A 20,616-nucleotide genomic window follows, 5' to 3' on the forward strand; every position below is an offset into this window, starting at 1 on the left:
AGGGAATTAGCCAAATATAAAGTAATTTTTGAATATAGGAAAATACTTATTTTTTGAAATATGTTTTTGATTAGGGTTGACTTTTCAAAAAAACCTAAAGCACTGCTTAGGGGAGATGTCTGATGAAAAAATGCACTGAAAAGTTGGTCTATATATGCACTGTATGGTGTCAATCTTAATCCTTAGTTTATTGATAAATTAGTATACTTAATAAATAGAGAAATATTTTACTTACAACCCTAACTTTTTAATTATTAAGGTCATAATAAAACTTGAAGCACAACCTATAACAAAACCCATTACATAGTCTTTGTACTTATCTTTGTTTAATTGTTTACTTATTATTTCTAATTTTTCTTCAGAAAAACTACTTAGCTCTTCATAATCTGAAACTCTTTTTTTTAGCTCTATTTCTGCAAGTTTTAATCTCTTTATTTCTTCATTTTTATTTTCAGCTTCTTTTTTTAAAGACTTTAGAATATTTTGGATTTGACCTGATTGATCTTCTATATTTGATATTAAACGATCTAATTCAGAATTCGTATTTTCAGTTACATTAATTTTTAGCTTCTCTTCTTCCTCTTTATTCGTAAATTTTGTTTTAGCTTTTGATGATATTAATCCAGACACTCTTAGCAAGAAATAACTAATTAAAACAAATAACAATAACTTTGAAATAATAAATATAATCCCAAGTATAGTAAGCAATAAATCATCATCCCAACTAATTACGAAGAATTCTTCCAGAAGTTCGGTAAGTATCAAAAGCCCTACAATGTCGCCTATAGAGAATGCCGAAATTAAATACCAAAACATTTTTCTATGCGAAAAATACTTATAGGTAATTAAACCTCCACAAATAGGAAGCACGACAAATAACATTATTAAATAAATACTAGTGCTCTTCCATGATATAAGAAGACCCGTTATAGTGCCTAAGATTATATAGATAATAGTGGTTAATTTTTTGTTTTTCATATGATTTACAAATAGAAATACCTCATAAATATAATATTTATATAGATTTTCTCACTTCTATGGAGGTGGAAATATATTATTTAAAGATGGTCAGGCTCTTATAAACGTTTACCATTAGGTAAAAGCGCACAGACCATAGTCCATAGCACGAACCAAAAGCCCCAACATCTATCGAACAAACCCTATGCAATGTTTTTGGGTTAGAACAATGTCAATTGATTTCCTTTAGTCGATGGTTTGTTTTCGGGTTTTTTAGAGAAAGAAGGTTTTGACCAGATTAAAGATTGTTCTTTTTCTATTGAGACAATCCCTAATCCATTCATATTGATGTGCCAGCCTCCAAACCATTCCATAGATAACGTATTCATCCATGCAACCTCACCTCTCAACCCATTAAGAAAGAAATTAAGAACGGACATTTTTGCACAGGTGGAACTAATATCCGCTCCATAGAAAAAATTATCAGGGCTATGCTTTGCAAATTTTAAAAGAAAGCGACCAGACCCACAAGCAGGATCAAGAACACGTTTACCTTTTTGGTTTGATGCATTATTTAATTGGCTCATTAATTCGCAAATATGTTCAGGTGTAAAATATTGTCCATTTTGACCGCGTGTAATATGCTCGGTAAAATATTCTCCTAATAGATCTGAATAAGGATTATCATAAATCTTCATTTGTAGGAAGCCTAAAAGCTTTGGAAAAGTATTGATGCTCTCTTTGTCATACCCTTTTATAGTTTCTAAATAGTGTTTCTCATTGTCTTCATCTTTTACTCGAAGCTGTGATTGAATATTAGCTTGATGATAAGCACAAATTGACATCGTGAGAAAATCATCGAAAATACGATTGCGTTCATATTGACGGCTTAAAATCTCTATATTATTGGTAAAATCTTTATAATGATCTTTTTGTTGAACAGTATCGGCTATTTCTATTCTCCTTTTGAATAAAAGAAAAAAGGGAGCCGAAGCTCCCTTTAGGTTATGGTTTAGGTGTTACAGCAGTTACAGATTTCTTGGGCTGAACAGCTTCACGAGGCTTATTCTCAAAAATCACTAAATCGCCAAGATTGACCTCAAAGCAATGTTCGGTATCTTCCTTGATAATTTTACCAAATTGAACACAAGCATCTTGACCGTAGATTTTAGTCTTTAGAAAAAGCTGAAAACGTGGCTCACCATCTTTAGCATTTGGGTTTTCCCAAAGTTGTAATTTTTCAGGGCTTAAACTCATATACCCCTTTTCAGGATTATTCCAAATGGCAGAAAACCGCATATTGATAGAATTGCCGAATTGGTCACTCTTGACAAAAAGAGAATGCGTTGGTTTATTACCTTTTTTTGGTGTTTTATTTTTTTGTTGTGTCATGTCAAATCTCCTTTTTGTTTGACGGTTTAAGTTGATGCCAGAGCGATCAGGCACAAGGAAGCATCTCTTTTTTCTCGGAACCACACGGTTTTTGGTGCGGGCAAGTGGAGAGAAAAAAGGAGCGTTTGTGCCATAAGGGAATGGCAGACTTAATCCGTCATAACTCAAAGAAAGGAAGCGGGAATATGCACACAAAACATCACACAAAATAAATGTGTGAAAATTATTACTTAGATTTGTCAAACCTTGCTCTCTAACAAAAATTTATGTGAATACCCAAACTGCTCTTCAGTGGGGTTAAATGAAGTTTTGAATTTTTCACAGCAGAGAATTTATGATACGTATGTTTCAAAGCCAGACGGTAAGTCAGGCAAAGAACTATTTCCGTGATGCTTTGTCTAAAGCAGATTATTATATCGAAGACCAAGAGATGAACGGGGTTTTCAACGGCAAGATTGCTAAGCGATTAGGGTTGGAGAGCAAGGTTGCAGATACTGAAACTTTCGATAAACTATGCGATAATATTAATCCGAAAGACGGTGGTTCTTTAACACCCCGTACCGTTGAAAACAGACGGGTCGGGTATGATATTAGTTTCCATTGTCCAAAATCAGTATCTATCCTTCATGCGTTAGGTGGTGACGAACGAGTGCTCAAAGCCTTTGAAGAAAGCGTTCATGAAACAATGATCGAAATGGAAGCTGATATGCAAACCCGTGTCCGTGTGCAAAAGCAATATGATGACCGTGATGCTCCAGAACTCATCTGGGCAAGTTTCATCCACCAAACGGCGCGCCCTGTCGATGGTCATCCGCCAGATCCACATCTCCATTGTCACTGCTTCACGTTTAATGTGACCTATGACGAGGTAGAAGATAAATTCAAAGCAGGTCAGTTTCATAATATCAAACGGGATATGCCATATTATCAAGCTCGAAAAGATAAACGCCTCGCCGATAAACTATCCCATTTGGGGTATGAGATAAGAAAAACCAAAAACGCTTTTGAGGTCGCAGTCATTCCGCAAGAGGCAATTGATTTTTTCTCTAAACGGACAAACCATATCGGACAAGTCGCTAAAGAAAAAGGTATTACTAACCCTAAAGAACTTGATAAGCTTGGAGCAAAAACACGGGCGAAGAAACAGAAAAACAGAACAATGCCAGAATTGCGTGAGACATGGCATGATAGTTTGATTGAGGTTGGCATTAATGGAAAAACTCCAGAAGAAGTAAAGACAACTGATAAAACACATACGGCAACCCAATCCATTGATTTTGCCATAGACAATGTATTCACTCGAAAATCTGTGATGCGAGATCGTCAAATATTAGCCGAAGGCTATAAACACGCTGTTGATAATAACAATATTACCCTCGATCAAATTGATAGCGCATTAGAGAACAACGACGAAGTTTTTAAAATTCAAGTGGGTAGTCAACGCCTCTGCACAACCAAGCTCGTCCATGCAGAAGAAAGGCGGATGATAGAGTTTGCCCGTGACGGAGTTGGCAAGCTTCGACCTCTAAAACACGACTTTGACGTTACAAAATTTAAACACCTCAATGAAGAACAGCGTTTGGTGATGAGCCATGTGATGACCTCACAAGATCGTGTGACGATGATACGAGGCGGTGCAGGAACAGGAAAAACAACACTTTTAAAAACACTTGTTCCAGAGATAGAAAAAGCAGGCAAACAAGCCTTTCTTTTTGCACCCACAGCCGAAGCTTCCCGTGACGTTCTTCGAGGCGAAGGTTTTAAAAATGCAGATACTATCGCAAGGTTATTAATTGATAAAAAACTGCAAGATCAACTTTATGGACAAGCCCTTATTATTGATGAGGCTGGTATGTTGGGAACACAAGATATGGCTCGTGTTCAAGAAATAGCTAATAAACAAAATGCTCGAATAATTGTATTAGGAGACCCAAGACAACATCCTGCTATTTTGCGAGGGGATGCGATGCGCTTACTTCGTGATGTTGGCAAAATTCCTCAAGTCTCGATGGAAACAATTTATCGGCAAAAAAACGAGGATTATAAAACTGCGGTTAAAGAAATCAATCAGGGAAATATCAAAACAGGTTTTTCGATCTTGAATAAAATGGGGTCAATTCAAGAAATTAATCCCACCGAAATATCTAAAAAACTTGTCGAGGATTATTTGACCACACGACAAGAAAAAAAGTCTGCTATCGTGGTAACGCCTACCCGTGAACAAATGAAAAAAATTAATAATGATATTCGAGAGGGGCTAAGGCAGAGCAAACTTATCGGTAAACGAGAAAAGAATTTTACTGTTTACGAAAATCATCACCTCACCATTGCTCAAAAACTGGATAGTCGTTTTTATAAAAAGAGGCAGATAATCCAAGCCCGTCAAAACCTACCCTCATCAAATGGTGGTATCAAAAAAGGCTCGGCTTTAGCAGTCAAAGAAGTAAAAAACAAACATGTTATTATCACAGACCGTCAAGGAAGAGATCATATCCTGCCCACCCATAAGGCAAAGGATTATGATCTCTATAGCGCAAAAGAAACTCATTTAAGCAAGGGCGATGAAATACGCATTGTCAATAAAAATGGCTTTGATGAACAAGGGAAACGCCTTGAGAGTAAAACAATTTTAAAAGTCACTGGGTTTACCAAAGAAGGGCATATTAAGACGGTTAAGGAATCTGCCCATAGAAACACTGAATTTATCTTGAATAAAGATCATGGCAATTTTGAATATGCCTATGCGATAACGTCGTATAGTTCGCAAGGAAAAACGGTTGATAAAGTTATACTCTCACAGCCTGCGACCACTTTTTTAGCCTCTAATGAGAAACAATTTTATGTGTCCGCATCACGGGGGCGTGAAAATGTCTCAATCTATACCGATGATAAGGAAGAATTGCTTACCTATATTCAACGAAGTGGTGACAGGCAAGGCGCAACGGAACTAAAAAAAGTCAATTTTGATTTTAACAAAACTGTGGAGATAGAAAAAGAACCAAACAAAATTCCAGAACCTCCTAAAACCATCGACATCGATTACGAGCCAGAAATATAAAAAACAAGCAGGCAGGAATTGATGGAACAACACAAACAGTGCAATCAATTCCCTGCTTGCGTGTCAATATAAAGGAGATATGCGGGTTGGTATTGATGAAACCCCAATAGTGAAATCAATAACCAACCCTCTTTTAAGTTAATTTAAAAAGCATCAGTAATGAAGAAAGATTACCAATTTAAAAGCTTGCAAATTGCCAAAAATGGAGAAGAAAAAAAGCAAGCACAGAAAGACCCAAACGCCCTAACAGTTTTCGAAACAGGTGATACTCGCACTATCGATTTTTGTCTTTTAGATGGGACACGACAATGTTTTCTTTATTCTCATATGTTAACGGCATGGCTCGGAAAAGACAGTAACACAAAAGAAAACAATAATCGGGTGATTAAAATTGTCTTCGCCACGCATCTTATCACAATCAATGGCTTCTGCCTCGACGATATCTACAACCATCTCACAACACTTACCTTAATAAACCTCAAAGCTCACGACCAGAGATATTTAAACGCTATCAGTGAAAATTCTCCCTTCATCACCAACATCAAAATCATGTGGAAAAAAGAAGAGAATGATTTATAGCGATTTTTTGAGATATTTTTCACTTGTTTCAATAGAAGAAGGTGTTGTTATTTTGAAATATTCTCAATAAATACATGTATTTAATGTTAATTATTCAAATATATTATGTTTTTATGTGTTTTATTTGTCATTATGATAATTATTTGGATGTCCAAATAATTGCTAATTAAAAATATATTTTTTAAACTTGTATCATCAATTCGTAAGCGAGTTGTAGTAATTAGGAAGAGGATTAAATTCTTTTGAAGCCAATTTAACTCTTCCAAAAGAAATTTATGATTTTACCCCATAGAATGGTATTTGTAGATTAAGCTGAAATGAAATTCTTGCGTCACTTACAAGAACAGTAAGATTTTAACAGTAATTAATTCAAATTTTATTTTATGATGAGAGTAGATTTAAATTTCGTTCAAACGATTACTGGCGTCATGCTAGTTATTTTTGCAGGACTAACATTTTATATGCTATTTATTAAACGTAAAAAGTGTGAAAAATGTGGGAAACGCGAAAATAAAAAAAGTATACGTAAGTGATGTGAGCGAGCCTTCTCCATATCTCGGATTTTAGCGTACAGGCTTTGTAAAGAGATATGTTGAAGGCTCTTCTTTTGTATTTCCATGCAAAGGTACAATATTAATCTTTACTAGAAAATCAAGTAGCATATGATCAATTATCCGAAGATGTTTTAATCAATCATCAAATCTATTGAAACTCTGTCGTCTTGTTTAGTACTGTAAATACTTGTCAAGATTTGTGAAAAAATAGGTTTTTTTTATTCCAGAATAGCACAAACAAAGGCGTGTCATTTTTAAACACCGAATAAATACTCACAATACCACAAAACCAATCAAAGACGATATAAACACAAAAAACTCCATAAGTTGAGGAACCAAATGTAAGCAAAACTTATGCAAATCATTATGTGATAATCAATTTCATCTCACAATGCTATTTTATGTTTGTAACATGATTGATTATTATTTTGCGCTACTCTATCAAAGTAAATACGTGATGAGCGTATGTTGTTCATACCGTACATAGCCCAATCAAATTTACCGTCTTGTATGGTTGAAAACGATTTTAAGGGACTTGAAGGGTATATTTTGATATATTTACCTGTTTGTCCGACACGAGAATAACCATCAAGCTCTGTGAATAAAAATTCACGGCTAAGATATTCTTTGCCAATCAAGCTAGGGTTTCTGTCAACAAACTGCTTTACATCGGAATCAATAACGCACTTGAATCGTAAGTCTTTCTCATACATTTTATTGAATAAGTCAAATAAATCACCATGTTTACAAGGCAGGGACATGGTTTCATCCCAGAGTTGGATAGTATATTTGATTTTTAGTTTTTTTATAATATGCTCATTTCTGTCAATCCACATATTGCGATTGATAATACTTTTTTCTCTTGCTTCTTCTCTGGTTAATCCATTGGCAATGTGATTAGGAATTTGTAGTGTATCTGACAGTCCAATAATGCATTCACTGAAATTATCATTGATAAAATCAATTGTGGCTTTCAGTTTTTCGTCAGACTGGTTTGGGTTGCCAATACTGATGCCGTACAGGCATGTATATCCTTCATGACTATCTAGGATATGTTTTGAAACACGTGCTTTGTATTTTTTCATTATTATTTCTCCAATAAAGCTTCTGTTGGCTCTTTGTATATATTCCAGAGGGTTTTAAACTGTCGTCTAAAGACTTCGGCAATAGTTTCATCATGGATGATTGTAATTTTGGTTGTGTTTTCTCCAACTGAAATGGAAACGTAATCTCCATAAACAATAATGGCTGAGTTTAAAAAATCTTTTTTTGGGATATATCTATAGTTCTCTAGTGGGTATAGAAGATATTTATCGCCTTCGCAGACTGTAAATTTTATCCGAATGCCTGCTTTCATCATTCTCTTTTGAGCTTCGATTACAGGCTCTGTAGAGCGACGCTGATCAGCGTGAGAAACTAAAACTTCTTTGTTTGAGCTATCTTTCAATACTCTGTAAATTTCATCCATAAGTCTTAGGTATTTATCTTTACCTTCTAGAATACGGATTTTATCTTTCTTTTCTCTAACGCCACCATCAATAAACTCAACGCCTTTGCGACCAAAGGCTTCAATTATAGGGTCAAGTGTGTTTGAGCGAGGGTTATCAACTTCCCCATTTTCAATGGCTTTAATGGTGGCATCATGGATACCAGAATGCTCTGAAAGATCACTACGTGACCAACCGCACATTGCACGTGCGGCTTTTATTTGATTCGGCTTAATCATGAGAATTTTATATCACATACAAATACAAAAAGTAAAGTAAATTACCATCAAAAGGAGATCATAGATAATTTAAATAACTATTATAGGTATTTTCTTCTTGACATATGGAATACGAATCAGTAATCTCGAAATTGTGTTACCCGAAATATTTACTTAACGGGTATGTGTAAAGACTACTTTTGTGAGGAAAGAACTATGACACCCCAACAAACATTGGCTTTCAAAGTCAATCAAAATGATGAGTTTAATCCATTCTATGCTATCGAGCGTATTCTTGAAAAGGAAAGTGACCCTTTCAAGGCGTTAGATGTATTAGAACGATTTGAACGTCGGGATTGTCGTCAAAAATCTGCATAAATAGCTTTTACTTATAAATTTCAAAATTGGCGTAATTCCAAGATTTTCCTCTTGATTACGAACGAATACGCTCGTTTTGAATTTGGGATGTGAGGTATGTGCTGGTTTTTAATGGCTTAATCACTCAGCCATACCTCCGTTTCCCCCCTTAACTTTAATAAGAAAGAGAGAAGATGATGACAGATAACAACGATGACGATTTTAATAATGAAACCCCTTTAGATAAAGCCTTAGAAGCTGCAGAGGATTTTGATGAGGAAGTGGATTTAGACCCGCATCTTAAACGATCTGCACGTCATCTTAAAATTGCCACTGATGAAATCGAAACTGCTATGCGGAAACGAAGGTTGTTGCCCATTGGAAGGCATTAAAGAAATTCGCTAAACAGCGTCGAGTGAATAATTGTGACAAGACAACCGTAACAGAAAGATTGGCTCTTAAAGAGAACAATATTATCAAAGGGATTGAGGTGTTTTCGGATACCTCAATCCGTATTTATAAATTAAAAGTAGTGCCTATTTTGATAAAGTTAAAATTTTGTTAAAAAATAAAAAAAAGCACTTGTTTATTTTAAAAATAATTCATTTTTATGTATGCAAAAAAAAATGTTTTTTTTAAATACCCTTTTGGGTATTTCGAACAAAGCCGTATCATTTTTAAGTGTTGCATAGATACTCAATATCGAAGCGATTAGAGCTATTAGGGATGATATGAATAAATAAACTTCCATAAGTTGCGAGTAGTCAAATATACAAAAAATCGCATAAAAGACGTAAAATCAACATGACATCAAAATAAAAACCTATTTAGTATTTACTTTAATTATAGCCTAATTCTTTTCATCACAGAATATAAATGCTCTAAACTAGCACCTAAACCATATCGCATTCGTCCTTTTGCCTTAAATGAATGCCCCATGAGTTGGCATTGAATACGGTCAGGGATTTCCTTTGCGGTTAACCTATCTTGAAAGCTATGGCGTAAAGAATAGAGCGTATGATCTAGTGTAGGTCTCAATTCTTTTTCAAGTAGAAAACTGTTTATATAAGTAGAAAACTGATCTGATCTTCCTTGATATTTTATAAAACCTTTAGGGTATTTTCTAAATGCTTTTAAAGCATAACCAATCAGAGGCAATCTACGCTCACTCACTCTGGTTTTTAAAGAATATCCTTTTCTTGGTCTTATATGGATATATGGAATTGGCGCATCAAGAATAATATCTTTTTCTCCATCTAAATTAAGTAGTTCTTGAGGTCTAGCCCCTGTATCAGCCAAAGCATAAAGAATATATTTTGCTTCTTCTTCAATTCCATTTAACTTATCATCATTTAATAGCTTATCGACTATAAAATCATTTTCAAAAGGCAGGCGTGTATTAGTGTTACCTTTTGGAAGATAAATATCTTTAAAAATGGCGTCAATATCAATGTCGAGCTGTTCATGTGTGCTCACTGTTTTTATAACACCTCGTAAATGTGTAAAATCCTTATTGGCTGTTTCTGGCTTCATATCTTGATTTTGAATACGCATCAACCACCAATCACGTAATTTTAGCATGTCCAAATTAACAAGCTCACCTATATTTTTGTCGCCGACAGTTTTGATAAAATTATTAACCGCTTTAGTCCGTGGGTTTTTCCATTTGCGCTTTTGATCATGATTTTTATTGAGCAAGCGAGGTTTAGAGTATTCCCAGAATTTTTCTAAAGCTTTTGATATAATTAGTTTCTTAGGTTCTTCTTTTCCTAAAAGTGCATTTGTCACCAGATTGTTATGGTTTGCTTTATCTGTAAATAGAATACGTGATATAATCTCTTTGATCTCGGCTTCTGCCAGTTTCATTGATGGGATATATCGAAACCCCAACAGCTTCGACGCTAAGACCAAGTTTTTAAAGTCTTGATCTGAATGGAAAGAATTGGTTTTTGCTAACCTTTCCCAATAGCTTTCAACTTCATCATTAACGACAACACTTTTCTTTATGGCTGTCTTCGGGCATTTGGTATTAAGAGCAATACGGACTTTCTCTCTAACATCAAACCTTTTTAGATACAATGGAACATGACGGGAATAATAATACCATCCATTTCGAGAGATAAGATATTTCATGGCAAACCTCTTGGTTACATTATCGGTTACAAAAACGGTGACAAATTTGCCTTATGAATTCTAAAGACAAGGTCACGATTTTAATAAAGCGATTTTTTTCAAAAGGTTATGCACATAAAACTAGCATATAGCTGGAGGAGAGGATGGGATTTTATAAAAAATCATCGCCTTAGCTAACCTGTTGAAAAGAAATATTAAAAAATCACTCTTCAAAACCTACGGTAACTTTTACGGTCACAAATTCGGTGACAAATAATGATTACCAGTACACGGTGAGTATTAAACATTTTCTGCTATTTGTAAAGCCTTATTTTTAAAATGATTGTCCTTTTTTTTCTGTTCAATTTCTTTTTCTATCCGAATAAATATTGGCAAAAATTCGTTTCCATGTTCTTTTATAATCTTAGCCATAATATTTCTACACTGGATAAGTAGTTTAAGGGTTATATCTGTATCAACAAGGTTTTCTTTTTTAAGATATAATATCTTCTCTAATTGTATTTTTATTCGTTGTTCTTCGATGGCTTTCATTCTTTCTCCTCAAAATAAAAAAGCACTCTCAAAGACCGAGAGTGCTTAATCTTTATTTTTAGTAATTAATGTTTGTAGTTTTCAGGATTTTCAATCCAGTTTTTCAAGTCCTGTATCTTATACGCTTTCCTACGCCCTTGATGGTTCAGAGAATGGAGTTTAGGAAACTTCCCTGCTTTACGTAGTCGGTATTGGGTTGTTTTATCGAGAGTTGTTAAAATCTCTGTTGTTTTGATAGAGGCAAAGGCATTTACCTCTAACATCAGTCCTATCAAAACCTCTTTTTCTTGATCTGGGTCTATCAAAATAACACCATTATTGTCGATTGTTTTAACCATCATTATTTCCTTTTGTTTGTGAACAATAGAGAACGGACTTAGGCAATTATTCAAAAAAACGCTATGCACATAAAACCTTTATATAAGAAACACTTAGGTATGTGAAAAATGCACTGATAATGCTTTTTGTGTGCATACGATTTATCGCTCCGTGGTTTTAAAAAACCAAAAAAACAACGGAGAAAATAGATGGTGAATATGCGTTTTGATTACCCCTCAAAAACTCGTGATGATTTTTTAAAGGAGGTTGTATCTCAATTAAGAAATAAACGAATTGAATTGGGTATATCTCAGCAAGACCTCAATCACAAACTCGGTATGGCTGACTTTTTAGTGACTAAATGGGAAAATGGTATAAGAACACCTCTAGCCTATCACTTATATTGCTGGGCTGACGCTTTGGGTTGCAAACTGACAACTCTTGATAAAACAACAGTATATGATGATGAAATTAACCGTGAATAACACTGTAAGCCTGAACATACTTACTTATCAAACTAAACGTATTTTTATTGGTTTTTAGTTTCACGTTTTGCTTAAAAGTATCCAAGCCAAAAACATCAATAAATTTACCAACCGAAGAGTTGAGGAAAGAAGATGAAAGATTCAATGAACCATTAAGTTCAATTATCACTTGATCAGAAACAGCATTGTCACTCAAATAAGAATATAAGATATCACCATCACTATTTGATGATGTCTTTTGAGTGATATTTAAAATGTTAATTGTTTTCATGAGTTCAAGAATATAGTACAAATGTACGTATAATTTATCTTTTACCTATTTTTTAACGCTTTTAACCCCTTTTTATTGAGTTATTGCTCAGTTTATTTTGTTTTAAAACTCATAAACTTCATCATCTGTATCAAATTCATCTAAGCAATTAGTATCAATTTCTACTTGAATTAAAGTTCCATGAAAATAATCCAAATTTGATCTGAAAAAATCCTCTCCCGCACTTTTTTGAACGAACCCTTGATTAGAAATTATTGTTAAAGTCCCGTTGCAATTTTCGGTAAAATCTAACACGTTACTTAACCCAAAACCTGCATTTTGAGGTATTGACCTAATACTAAAACCTCTTTCTAGGGATTTAATAATAGCAGAACAATCATCCAATGTATCACCACCTTTAGAAGATAAAAACTTGTTAACCGAATGCGGGATTCCAACACCAAAATCACAAACAGAAAATTTTATACTGCATAATTGAGGGAAAAACTGAGTTAGCACATAACCACTAATCAATGAATGCGAATGATTAAATACATTATTAAACACTTCCACTAAATTGGAAGACAACATAAGTAAATCTTTATCTGGTAGATACGCTTTCCTAAAATAGGATTGAGCCACTCTACCGTAAACGTCAATTATATTTTGAGATATTTTCCAAAGTCCGAGTGTGGAATAGTTATTACAATCTGTATAATTATCTCTATTAAAATTATGATCCCAATACCTTTTAAACTTGATATTATCTAAATGACTATTTAACCCAAACGAACCATTAACAAAAGTAACTGTGATTTCATACTTTAATTTTAATTCTTCAATTAAACATGCTATTAAAACTAATTCTGCTGGCTTAATAAAGGCTGAAGTTCTTAAGTTAAACTCCAATATATCTTTATCACTAAGATCTATAGAGCGGGTTCTATTAACGAACTCAATCCATCTTATAGGATTGGCCCGTAAAGGTACATTAACGGTTAGCTTTGACATATAAAAATTATAAGAGACACCAAAACTAATAGAAAATCTTAAAATTTGTAAATGTTTTATCGTAATTTATTCATTAACAGACAGAAATAAATGCAGTTAAAGCTGTCTAGAAATAGACACCCATAAGTCATAATTTTTAAAGAATTACTATAAATTTAAAAAACAAGGTATTTTCTTACTATATTTAGCGTCTATTTGGGATAGAGAATTCCACTTTTTATTAATTTAAAAGTATTCAATATGAGGCTAAAAGAACTTTTCACTCTTTTTTTTATAATATCTACTCAAACGATTTGGAGTCAAATAATTGAAATAGATTGGGAAGAACAGGAAAAATCAATAATTAACGGTAAGCTATTGACTCCTGTAAAACATGGTGAATTCCATATATTCAGAGTTAAAAATATTAATAGGTTTCTGTATAAAGTTACCATAGAAGGGAATAACATTGAATTGGAAACTCCCATTCCTACCGAACTCCAAACTCTATTTAGGCTCTCTTCGGACGAACTTAACGCAACTTCTCAAACAGATAATGTTGATGAAGCAACAAAAGATGCTGAAGATAAATTGTCCGAATTACGACCAAATTTAGAAGAAAACTTAAAGGGTTTTTCTAATTTTTTATCGCTCAAGTTTTATGGAGCGAACCCCAATGAATTACAGAAGTTAGAGCTAGATGTGAAACGAAAAGAACTGCAAGAAAAAGCAGAAAAGTTTTTAGAGAAAGCTGATAAATTTTTAGATGGTATAAGAAAAGTTTCGAGAGAGGTTTTAGAGTTAAAAATTATAAAAGTTAAATTGGTTAATCTAGCGAGAACTGACATTAATGGTGAAGAAATCGAAAATAATATTATTAAAAATAAATTAAAACCTAGTAACCCAAAGGAGTCACATAAAAATCTTCAAAATGAATTCATTGATTTAAAAAAGGAATATAAAGAAGTTGAGAAATTAGTTGAAGACACTCCTTTGCTTTCAGAATTAAAATCAACTTTTGAGGAACTGGAAAATGCACACAATACATTAGATGAAGAGAAAGTATTACTCCTTTATAGTGAAGTGAATTTTCTTTATACAGAATTGTTGAATGAAAAGAATTTTAGAATCACATCTCCAGCAATACAAGCCCAAAACGATTTGATTAATTATGTAATCACAGCTGAACCCACCAGAACTAGTGAACTTGGGGCATACAAGAATACTAAAGTCATTGATTTTGATGTGAACGTCCATGGAGGTCTAAAAGTAGATTTTAGCGTTGGGCCTATATTTTCTTTTGGAGAATCATCTAGAGATGAAAAGTTTTTTTATGAGTCAAGTGAAAATGAAGGGTTTGTGACACTTAGACAAAGAGAAAACAATAACTCGATAAGCCCTGGTTTAGCTGCTATGATGCATTTTCACGGAAGGCCCAAAAAGAACACTTCTTTTGGTGGAATGTTTGGGATTGGAGCTGGTTTTCAGGGTGTTGAGGATGTTGATCTTAGTTTTTATTTAGGGGGATCTCTAATTTGGGGTAAATCGCAAAAAATAGTATTTAGTGGAGGAGTAAGCTATCTTAGTGTTGACAGGCTTAAAAGTGATGAATTTGAGGTGGGAGTTGAATATGTTGAGACGGGTTTTGATTTAAACAACGTTGTTGAAAAGGTGTTGAAGCCGTCTCTATTTCTTTCTCTATCATATAACTTAACGAACAGGGTTAAAAGATAAATTAATCTAATACTTATTTACATACAATAAATATGATCACATTTTGAATCTCTAACCTTTTAAAGTATAAGCTATTAAGATTCCTGCGTAATCTTGGCATTGATTTCATCAAGTATTTTTGTCGACACGCTTTTGCCATAGTGTTTTTCTGTGACTTGCACACTTGAATGACCAAGCCCCGATGATATTTTACGAATATCAATCCCCATATCCAAGCCGATATTTGTCCATGTATCACGAATGGTATAAGTGGTTATTTTTTTGTCTATACCTACCAATTCTGCAATTCTTGACGCATATTTATTGAATAGTTTTACTTTATCCTTATTGACCCTGTGTAAACGTTCAGGGGTCGTTGAGTTAGGTATGATTGGAAATAAGTAATCGTTATCCTCCTGATCGTTTAAATAATATTTGATGATTTCTAGAGCTTCATCACTTTGTAGAACGCTAAAGTAATCTCCCTCATAATGCGTTTTTTTGCGAAAATATTTAATACGATCATCCTCAAATTGAAATCGTTTTATCACCGCCATATCAAAATGATTCATCCCCATATTATTGAACATGAATAATAGATAGTTACGGGTGTGCCAGATGGGTGTATTAGGCTCTAATTCAAGGTTTCGGATTGTGTTGATATCTTCTATCGTAATGGGAGCTGGTGCGTTTTCAAAACTTTGTTTTTTAATCTTTGATAATGGTTTGTGATTGCTTAAATCCTGAAATGATCTGGCAGCATCATTCATAATAGCCTGTATGCTTCGTAAGTAGATATTCGGTGTATTCTTAGATTGAGTTCGATTAATTAAATAGGCTTTAAAATTTCGGACAAAACTATAATCAATCGCTTTAATCTCCATATCAAAGTCATTGAACTCGTCTAGTGGAAGCATCTTATTGTCTTTGATTTCATATAGGGTTTTGATTGGTTTATTTTCCAAACCCTTTAAATGCCTCCTATATTTAACAAGAGTCTTTAAAGCACTCTCATAAGAATCAACCGTAGAAAATCGTCCCTCCATACGCAGGCGATTAAGATAGACCCCTCCATAATTTAAGATCGTTCTGGATGGAGATTTTTTAAAAAAGTGTTGCTCTATTTCAGATTTTAAACGTGCCATTTCCCAATTTTTTATTTCCCCCTCGTTTTCATCAATCCATAAATCGACATCAGAAAAGGTTTTACGAGTTCGTTTTGTATGGCGTGTTGCATTTAAAATGCCTGTAATTTTACCTGTGGAAAAATCATACTGACTTTCCTTTAGATGGAGGTTAAATGGAATATCACGTGTTTTTCTGTCGTGCCCGATACGAAGAACAAGTGGGAATTTTTTATCTTTGGTTGTGTGATCAGCCCGTTTATCAAGGGTTATCTTAATAGTAGCCATAAATAATGAGGATTTTAAATCGGCGTGCTTTCGGCGTGCTTTTTTCTGTTTAATATGAATTAATATGATGTCAAATATACTAAAACACTTGTAAATCAAGGGTTTTAAATCAGATGAATTTGTATGACTTCGAAAAAAATTGACTGGCAGTCAAGAGGTCGTCGGTTCGAATCCGATCTTCTCCACTTAAAAGTCAGACAGTTACATTAATTTGTGATTGTCTTTTTTTGTTTATAGCGTGCCTTTTTTTAAATGAATAAGTTTGAGTTTTTTGAAAAAACGTACTTTTTGATTCAGTTCTTTGTAGCTGGCAGTATTTTTTATTTCTCAAAACAACCTTACAAGAATTAAGAGATAAGGACGATATTGATTTTTCTCAACCTCGAAAAAAGGTAATTCTTTATGATGCGGATTCAATTGAAGCTTTCTTAGAGAAACATTCCCGTAGACCTTTTTAAGTTATGAATGAAGATACAAAAGCAAGTGAAGAATACATTAACATCGAAGCCTTTAATCAAGGCTATGAAATCGCAAAAGAGTTAGGATTAAAACCCGCTGCTTTACAGGGTATTAATGCAGGAAATAATCGTATATAACCCATGAAAGAGGGTATGGAGCAATTTCAAAAAGAGATTGCTTTAGAAAAGGAAAAGACCCAAGAAAGAGACATTATCCCTCCTTTTGATATGGGTAGTATTGATAATTCCTATATCGATTTAACACCTGACAAAGAAGACAAGGATATAGATTTATAGCCTTTTCTTTTGTGAAAAGCCACCTTTTGAGCCGAAAAGATTGGATTTATAGCTCGAAATATGTTTATATTTGAGCTATAAAAAAAAGATTTATAGCCCATGGCACGTAAAATATGGAACTGGCAACAAAAAGAATGGCCTCATTTTTCTTATGATGAGGATGTTCTTAAAGACCTGGAATACAAGTTTTCTCAAAATAATGGGATTGTATTTGGAGCTTTTAAACATGTGAGTGATAGTGAGAAGGATAATCTTCTTGTTGAAATCTTATCTAATGAAGCGCTTAAAACTTCTGAAATTGAAGGAGAATATCTCGACAGAGATAGCATTCAATCGTCGATTAAAAACAATCTAGGATTAAGTATCGATAAACGAAAAGTGCCGCCTGCAGAGTATGGCATTTCAGAAATGATGGTCGATTTATACCGCAATCACGACAAACCTCTTTCTGATAAACAACTTTTTAATTGGCATGAAATGTTGACTAATGGTAGGCGTGACCTATCTGATATTGGCAGGTACAGAACGCATGAAGATGCGATGCAAGTTATATCGGGCAGATTGGATAAGCCAACAGTTCATTTTGAAGCTCCACCATCTAGTAGGATGAACGAAGAAATGGAACAGTTTATTTCTTGGTTTAATAAAACACATGAGAGTGAAGAAAAATCAATGTTGCCTTTGGTACGTGCAGGGGTAGCCCATCTTTATTTTGTTTGTGTTCATCCTTTTGAAGATGGGAATGGTAGAATTGGTCGTGCTGTGGCAGAAAAATCTATTTCAAAAAGCATGGGGCAACCTGCACTTATTTCTCTATCAAAAACAATTGAGGCGAATAAAAAAGCCTATTATGAATCCTTAGAAGCGAATAATAAATCTTGTGATATTACGGATTGGTTGATTTACTTTGGTCAAACCATATTAGATGCTCAGGAAGATACACTTAAACTAATTGATTTTCTGATTGAAAAAGCCAAGTTTTTTGATCGCTTTTCAACCCTTATGAATGAACGGCAATTAAAAGTAATCAAGCGTTTGTTTGATGCGGGACATACAGGGTTTATAGGTGGATTGAGTGCTGAAAATTATACGAGGATTGCAAAAACATCAGCTTCTACAGCTACTCGTGATTTAAAAGATTTGGTCGACAAAGGCATGTTAATTAAAACAGGTCAATTAAAAAACACTCGGTATTTTCTTAATATAAAAAGAGTGTAGTTTCAGACAGTACGAAGTTAATAAACCTTCTGTCATGTTCCTTCCATAACAAAAATAAACCTTTTTAAATCTCCGAAATTGAACTGACTTATAAACGAAAAGTCAAAGTAGATGATCGTAATACAAACTTTACTATGTATGGTATTATTTAATTTGCAAATGTTTTTTTAAATAATTCACAACAATTAGCATGTAATATCATTTTTTTTTGAAACAATTTTTAATTTTCGTGTGTTTTATATAAAAAAAAATTACTTTTATTGTCAGGTTTAATTTTAATATTGACCTAATGTATATCTTTTTTAAGATATAAAATTTATAATTATGATATCTAATACTATTATCAATAATAATAAAGAATTGATTGAGTTGCTTCATCAAGGGAATGATGAAGCGCTTTCATTAATTTATAAAAAGTATTGGCAAATGATGTATTTAGCTGCTTATAATTTGGTTCAAGATAAAGCGGTTTGCGAAGATATCGTTCAAGATATTTTTGTTAATTTATGGAATAAAAGGGATAATCTTTTTATAAATACGTCACTTAAAAGCTATCTATACACAAGTACGATCTATAAAGTTTATGATTTTTTTAGAAAGAATAAAAAGTTAATTAAGGTTGAATTATTAGATGATTTTAGTGAAAAAACTCAGTGTTTCACACCAGAAACAAAATTACTATATGAAGAGCTAATCCAACATGTTGATTCGGTTATAGAAAAACTTCCCGTAAAATGTAAAACTGTATTTAAGCTAAGTAGAGAACAAGGGTTAACGAATAAAGAAATAGCAGATAAGTTACATATTTCAAAACGAACGGTCGAAGGACATATAACAAAAGCTTTAAGTATTCTTAGAGGATCAATAGGTATATCTTTAAGTTTAGAATTTGTCTTTTTTATAATTAAAATGAAGAATAATTAAAAAAAAACTGCTTCTCAAGCAGGTGTGGTCTTTTATTTTATCGACACATATATAAGTGTCATAATTTAAACGATGAGAAATAAAAATAAAAAGCTTCTTTTAAAACTAATACATAAACTTATTGATGGCTCAATCACTAAGCAAGGAAGAAACAAGTTGTTCTCTTTTTTTGTAAACAATCAAAAAATTAGTAGTTGGCCAGAAGAATTTTCTAATAAGGAAGATGTTGAAAAAAATATTTTCAATAAAGTTAAATTAGAAATAAGCAACAATTCAAATAAAAAACCAATTAAACTTATATCGTTTATTGGGAGAAAAAGTTTCAAATATAGCATAGCTGCGTCTCTTTTAATTTTGCTTACTGTTACTTACTACTTAAACAGAAATAGCCAATCAAATAAATTTAATGAGCCTCCTATAATTGTAAAGAATAATATTAAAATAGGTACCGATAAAGCAACGCTAACTTTAGAAGATGGTACTGTAATAGCTTTAGAAAAAGGGCAGCATTATAATTCAGATAATTTAGAGAGTAATGGGGTGGAGTTAGTTTATAAAGCACCTAGCTCTAAAAAAACGGAAGTTTTATACAATTATTTAACAATACCTAGAGGGGGGCAATATCATGTCTTTCTATCCGATGGCACTGAAATTTGGTTAAACTCAGATTCAAAGCTAAAGTATCCAGTAAGTTTTATTGAAGGGAAACCAAGAGAGGTAGAGTTAGTTTATGGAGAAGCGTATTTTAAGGTTACCAAAAGCAATGAGCATCATGGAGATGCATTTACCTTAAAAACAGATAAACAAAATATCACGGTTTTAGGAACGGCATTCAATGTAAAAGCTTATCGAGACGAAACAGAGGTTTTTACCACCTTAGTTGAAGGTAGTGTTTCACTAAGTAATAAAAGCTATGAAAAATTACTAAGCCCAGGCCAGCAGTCGAAATTATCCCAAAACACAGGAGATTTTGATATATACCCTATTGACGTAGAGGATGAAATATCTTGGCGAAAGGGTATGTTTAGCTTTACTAATAAACCACTAAAAGATATTATGAAAGTTTTATCTCGTTGGTATGATGTCGATATTATTATTACTAATAATGAAATGAAAAACATTGAATTTACAGGTGTTTTGAATAAACAGCAATCCATACTAAAAATACTAGAAATCATTCGAAACACTAATAATATGACTTATACTTTTAACAATAGAAATTTAATAATAGAGTAATAAAAAGGGATAAAACTTAACATCTCACAGCCAGTAATATCCCATTATA

At 33.2% G+C, this 20,616-nt stretch carries 22 protein-coding genes; 11 read left to right on the forward strand and 11 right to left on the reverse strand.

Translation table 11 applies throughout. The annotated features are described in order from the left end of the window. Positions 1 to 231: 231 nt before the first annotated feature. From Q4Q40_RS15480 to Q4Q40_RS15490, 3 genes are all read right to left on the reverse strand, one after another. On the reverse strand, positions 232 to 978 hold the full coding sequence (locus Q4Q40_RS15480; protein ID WP_303302804.1) for a hypothetical protein: 747 nt from the start codon (positions 976 to 978) through the stop codon (positions 232 to 234). A gap of 200 nt (positions 979 to 1,178) precedes the next feature. Beyond that, complete coding sequence (locus Q4Q40_RS15485; RefSeq protein WP_303302806.1) at positions 1,179 to 1,802, reverse strand: N-6 DNA methylase; 624 nt, start codon at positions 1,800 to 1,802, stop codon at positions 1,179 to 1,181. Positions 1,803 to 1,962: 160 nt separating this feature from the next. After that, the gene (locus tag Q4Q40_RS15490) at positions 1,963 to 2,592 is read right to left on the reverse strand and encodes a hypothetical protein (RefSeq protein WP_303302807.1); all 630 of its coding nucleotides are present in this window, start codon (positions 2,590 to 2,592) and stop codon (positions 1,963 to 1,965) included. A gap of 100 nt (positions 2,593 to 2,692) precedes the next feature. Between Q4Q40_RS15490 and mobF the strand changes: the two genes are divergently transcribed. Then, positions 2,693 to 5,407, forward strand: coding sequence for a MobF family relaxase (mobF, locus tag Q4Q40_RS15495; protein WP_303302808.1), 2,715 nt, complete (start codon positions 2,693 to 2,695; stop codon positions 5,405 to 5,407). Between the two features lie 159 nt (positions 5,408 to 5,566). Then, complete coding sequence (locus Q4Q40_RS15500) at positions 5,567 to 5,986, forward strand: hypothetical protein (RefSeq protein WP_303302809.1); 420 nt, start codon at positions 5,567 to 5,569, stop codon at positions 5,984 to 5,986. A 940-nt stretch (positions 5,987 to 6,926) separates the two neighbouring features. Here the strand turns inward: Q4Q40_RS15500 and Q4Q40_RS15505 are convergent. After that, entirely contained in the window at positions 6,927 to 7,625 is a 699-nt protein-coding gene (locus Q4Q40_RS15505; protein WP_303302810.1) for a hypothetical protein, read from the reverse strand. A gap of 2 nt (positions 7,626 to 7,627) precedes the next feature. Continuing rightward, positions 7,628 to 8,266 carry a helix-turn-helix domain-containing protein gene (locus Q4Q40_RS15510; protein ID WP_303302811.1) on the reverse strand — a complete coding sequence of 213 codons (639 nt, stop codon included), beginning with the start codon at positions 8,264 to 8,266 and terminating at the stop codon, positions 7,628 to 7,630. 162 nt (positions 8,267 to 8,428) lie between these two features. Here Q4Q40_RS15510 and Q4Q40_RS15515 point away from each other — a divergent pair, with 162 nt between their 5' ends. Then, positions 8,429 to 8,623 (forward strand): hypothetical protein, encoded by a 195-nt coding sequence (locus Q4Q40_RS15515; RefSeq protein ID WP_303302812.1) that lies wholly within the window; start codon positions 8,429 to 8,431, stop codon positions 8,621 to 8,623. A 173-nt stretch (positions 8,624 to 8,796) separates the two neighbouring features. Then, positions 8,797 to 8,994 carry a hypothetical protein gene (locus tag Q4Q40_RS15520; RefSeq protein WP_303302813.1) on the forward strand — a complete coding sequence of 66 codons (198 nt, stop codon included), beginning with the start codon at positions 8,797 to 8,799 and terminating at the stop codon, positions 8,992 to 8,994. Positions 8,995 to 9,445: 451 nt separating this feature from the next. On the opposite strand, the gene Q4Q40_RS15525 is transcribed toward Q4Q40_RS15520, so the two are convergent. The 3 genes from Q4Q40_RS15525 to Q4Q40_RS15535 all read right to left on the reverse strand — a co-directional run bounded on the left by Q4Q40_RS15525 (position 9,446) and on the right by Q4Q40_RS15535 (position 11,607). Beyond that, positions 9,446 to 10,735, reverse strand: a complete 1,290-nt coding sequence (locus Q4Q40_RS15525; protein WP_303302814.1) for a DUF6538 domain-containing protein — start codon at positions 10,733 to 10,735, stop codon at positions 9,446 to 9,448. A gap of 279 nt (positions 10,736 to 11,014) precedes the next feature. Further along, the gene (locus Q4Q40_RS15530) at positions 11,015 to 11,266 is read right to left on the reverse strand and encodes a hypothetical protein (RefSeq protein ID WP_303302816.1); all 252 of its coding nucleotides are present in this window, start codon (positions 11,264 to 11,266) and stop codon (positions 11,015 to 11,017) included. Between the two features lie 65 nt (positions 11,267 to 11,331). Next, the gene (locus tag Q4Q40_RS15535) at positions 11,332 to 11,607 is read right to left on the reverse strand and encodes a helix-turn-helix transcriptional regulator (RefSeq protein ID WP_303302817.1); all 276 of its coding nucleotides are present in this window, start codon (positions 11,605 to 11,607) and stop codon (positions 11,332 to 11,334) included. A gap of 195 nt (positions 11,608 to 11,802) precedes the next feature. Between Q4Q40_RS15535 and Q4Q40_RS15540 the strand changes: the two genes are divergently transcribed. Continuing rightward, positions 11,803 to 12,069 carry a helix-turn-helix domain-containing protein gene (locus Q4Q40_RS15540; RefSeq protein WP_303302818.1) on the forward strand — a complete coding sequence of 89 codons (267 nt, stop codon included), beginning with the start codon at positions 11,803 to 11,805 and terminating at the stop codon, positions 12,067 to 12,069. Here Q4Q40_RS15540 and Q4Q40_RS15545 read toward each other — a convergent pair. Both Q4Q40_RS15545 and Q4Q40_RS15550 read right to left on the reverse strand, forming a co-directional pair. Further along, a complete protein-coding gene (locus Q4Q40_RS15545; protein ID WP_303302819.1) occupies positions 12,056 to 12,340 on the reverse strand; it encodes an STAS-like domain-containing protein in 285 nt (94 codons plus the stop codon). The two genes, Q4Q40_RS15540 and Q4Q40_RS15545, sit on opposite strands and share 14 nt — an antisense overlap. 102 nt (positions 12,341 to 12,442) lie before the next feature. Continuing rightward, positions 12,443 to 13,330 (reverse strand): ATP-binding protein, encoded by an 888-nt coding sequence (locus tag Q4Q40_RS15550; protein WP_303302820.1) that lies wholly within the window; start codon positions 13,328 to 13,330, stop codon positions 12,443 to 12,445. Between the two features lie 240 nt (positions 13,331 to 13,570). Here Q4Q40_RS15550 and Q4Q40_RS15555 point away from each other — a divergent pair, with 240 nt between their 5' ends. Then, on the forward strand, positions 13,571 to 15,043 hold the full coding sequence (locus Q4Q40_RS15555) for a hypothetical protein (RefSeq protein ID WP_303302821.1): 1,473 nt from the start codon (positions 13,571 to 13,573) through the stop codon (positions 15,041 to 15,043). A 74-nt stretch (positions 15,044 to 15,117) separates the two neighbouring features. On the opposite strand, the gene Q4Q40_RS15560 is transcribed toward Q4Q40_RS15555, so the two are convergent. Beyond that, positions 15,118 to 16,434, reverse strand: coding sequence for a tyrosine-type recombinase/integrase (locus Q4Q40_RS15560; RefSeq protein ID WP_303302822.1), 1,317 nt, complete (start codon positions 16,432 to 16,434; stop codon positions 15,118 to 15,120). Positions 16,435 to 16,895: 461 nt separating this feature from the next. On the opposite strand from Q4Q40_RS15560, the gene Q4Q40_RS15565 reads away from it, so the two are divergent. The 5 genes from Q4Q40_RS15565 (at position 16,896) to Q4Q40_RS15585 (ending at position 20,567) form a co-directional block, all read left to right on the forward strand. Then, on the forward strand, positions 16,896 to 17,030 hold the full coding sequence (locus Q4Q40_RS15565; protein ID WP_303302823.1) for a hypothetical protein: 135 nt from the start codon (positions 16,896 to 16,898) through the stop codon (positions 17,028 to 17,030). Positions 17,031 to 17,033: 3 nt separating this feature from the next. Further along, on the forward strand, positions 17,034 to 17,189 hold the full coding sequence (locus Q4Q40_RS15570) for a hypothetical protein (protein WP_303302824.1): 156 nt from the start codon (positions 17,034 to 17,036) through the stop codon (positions 17,187 to 17,189). A gap of 99 nt (positions 17,190 to 17,288) precedes the next feature. Beyond that, entirely contained in the window at positions 17,289 to 18,407 is a 1,119-nt protein-coding gene (locus Q4Q40_RS15575; RefSeq protein ID WP_303302825.1) for a Fic family protein, read from the forward strand. Between the two features lie 324 nt (positions 18,408 to 18,731). Next, positions 18,732 to 19,331, forward strand: a complete 600-nt coding sequence (locus tag Q4Q40_RS15580) for an RNA polymerase sigma-70 factor (protein ID WP_303302826.1) — start codon at positions 18,732 to 18,734, stop codon at positions 19,329 to 19,331. Between the two features lie 72 nt (positions 19,332 to 19,403). After that, positions 19,404 to 20,567 carry a FecR family protein gene (locus tag Q4Q40_RS15585; RefSeq protein WP_303302827.1) on the forward strand — a complete coding sequence of 388 codons (1,164 nt, stop codon included), beginning with the start codon at positions 19,404 to 19,406 and terminating at the stop codon, positions 20,565 to 20,567. The last annotated feature ends 49 nt before the right edge of the window (positions 20,568 to 20,616 follow it).

The organism is Flavivirga jejuensis (assembly GCF_030540765.1).
GTDB lineage: Bacteria > Bacteroidota > Bacteroidia > Flavobacteriales > Flavobacteriaceae > Flavivirga > Flavivirga jejuensis.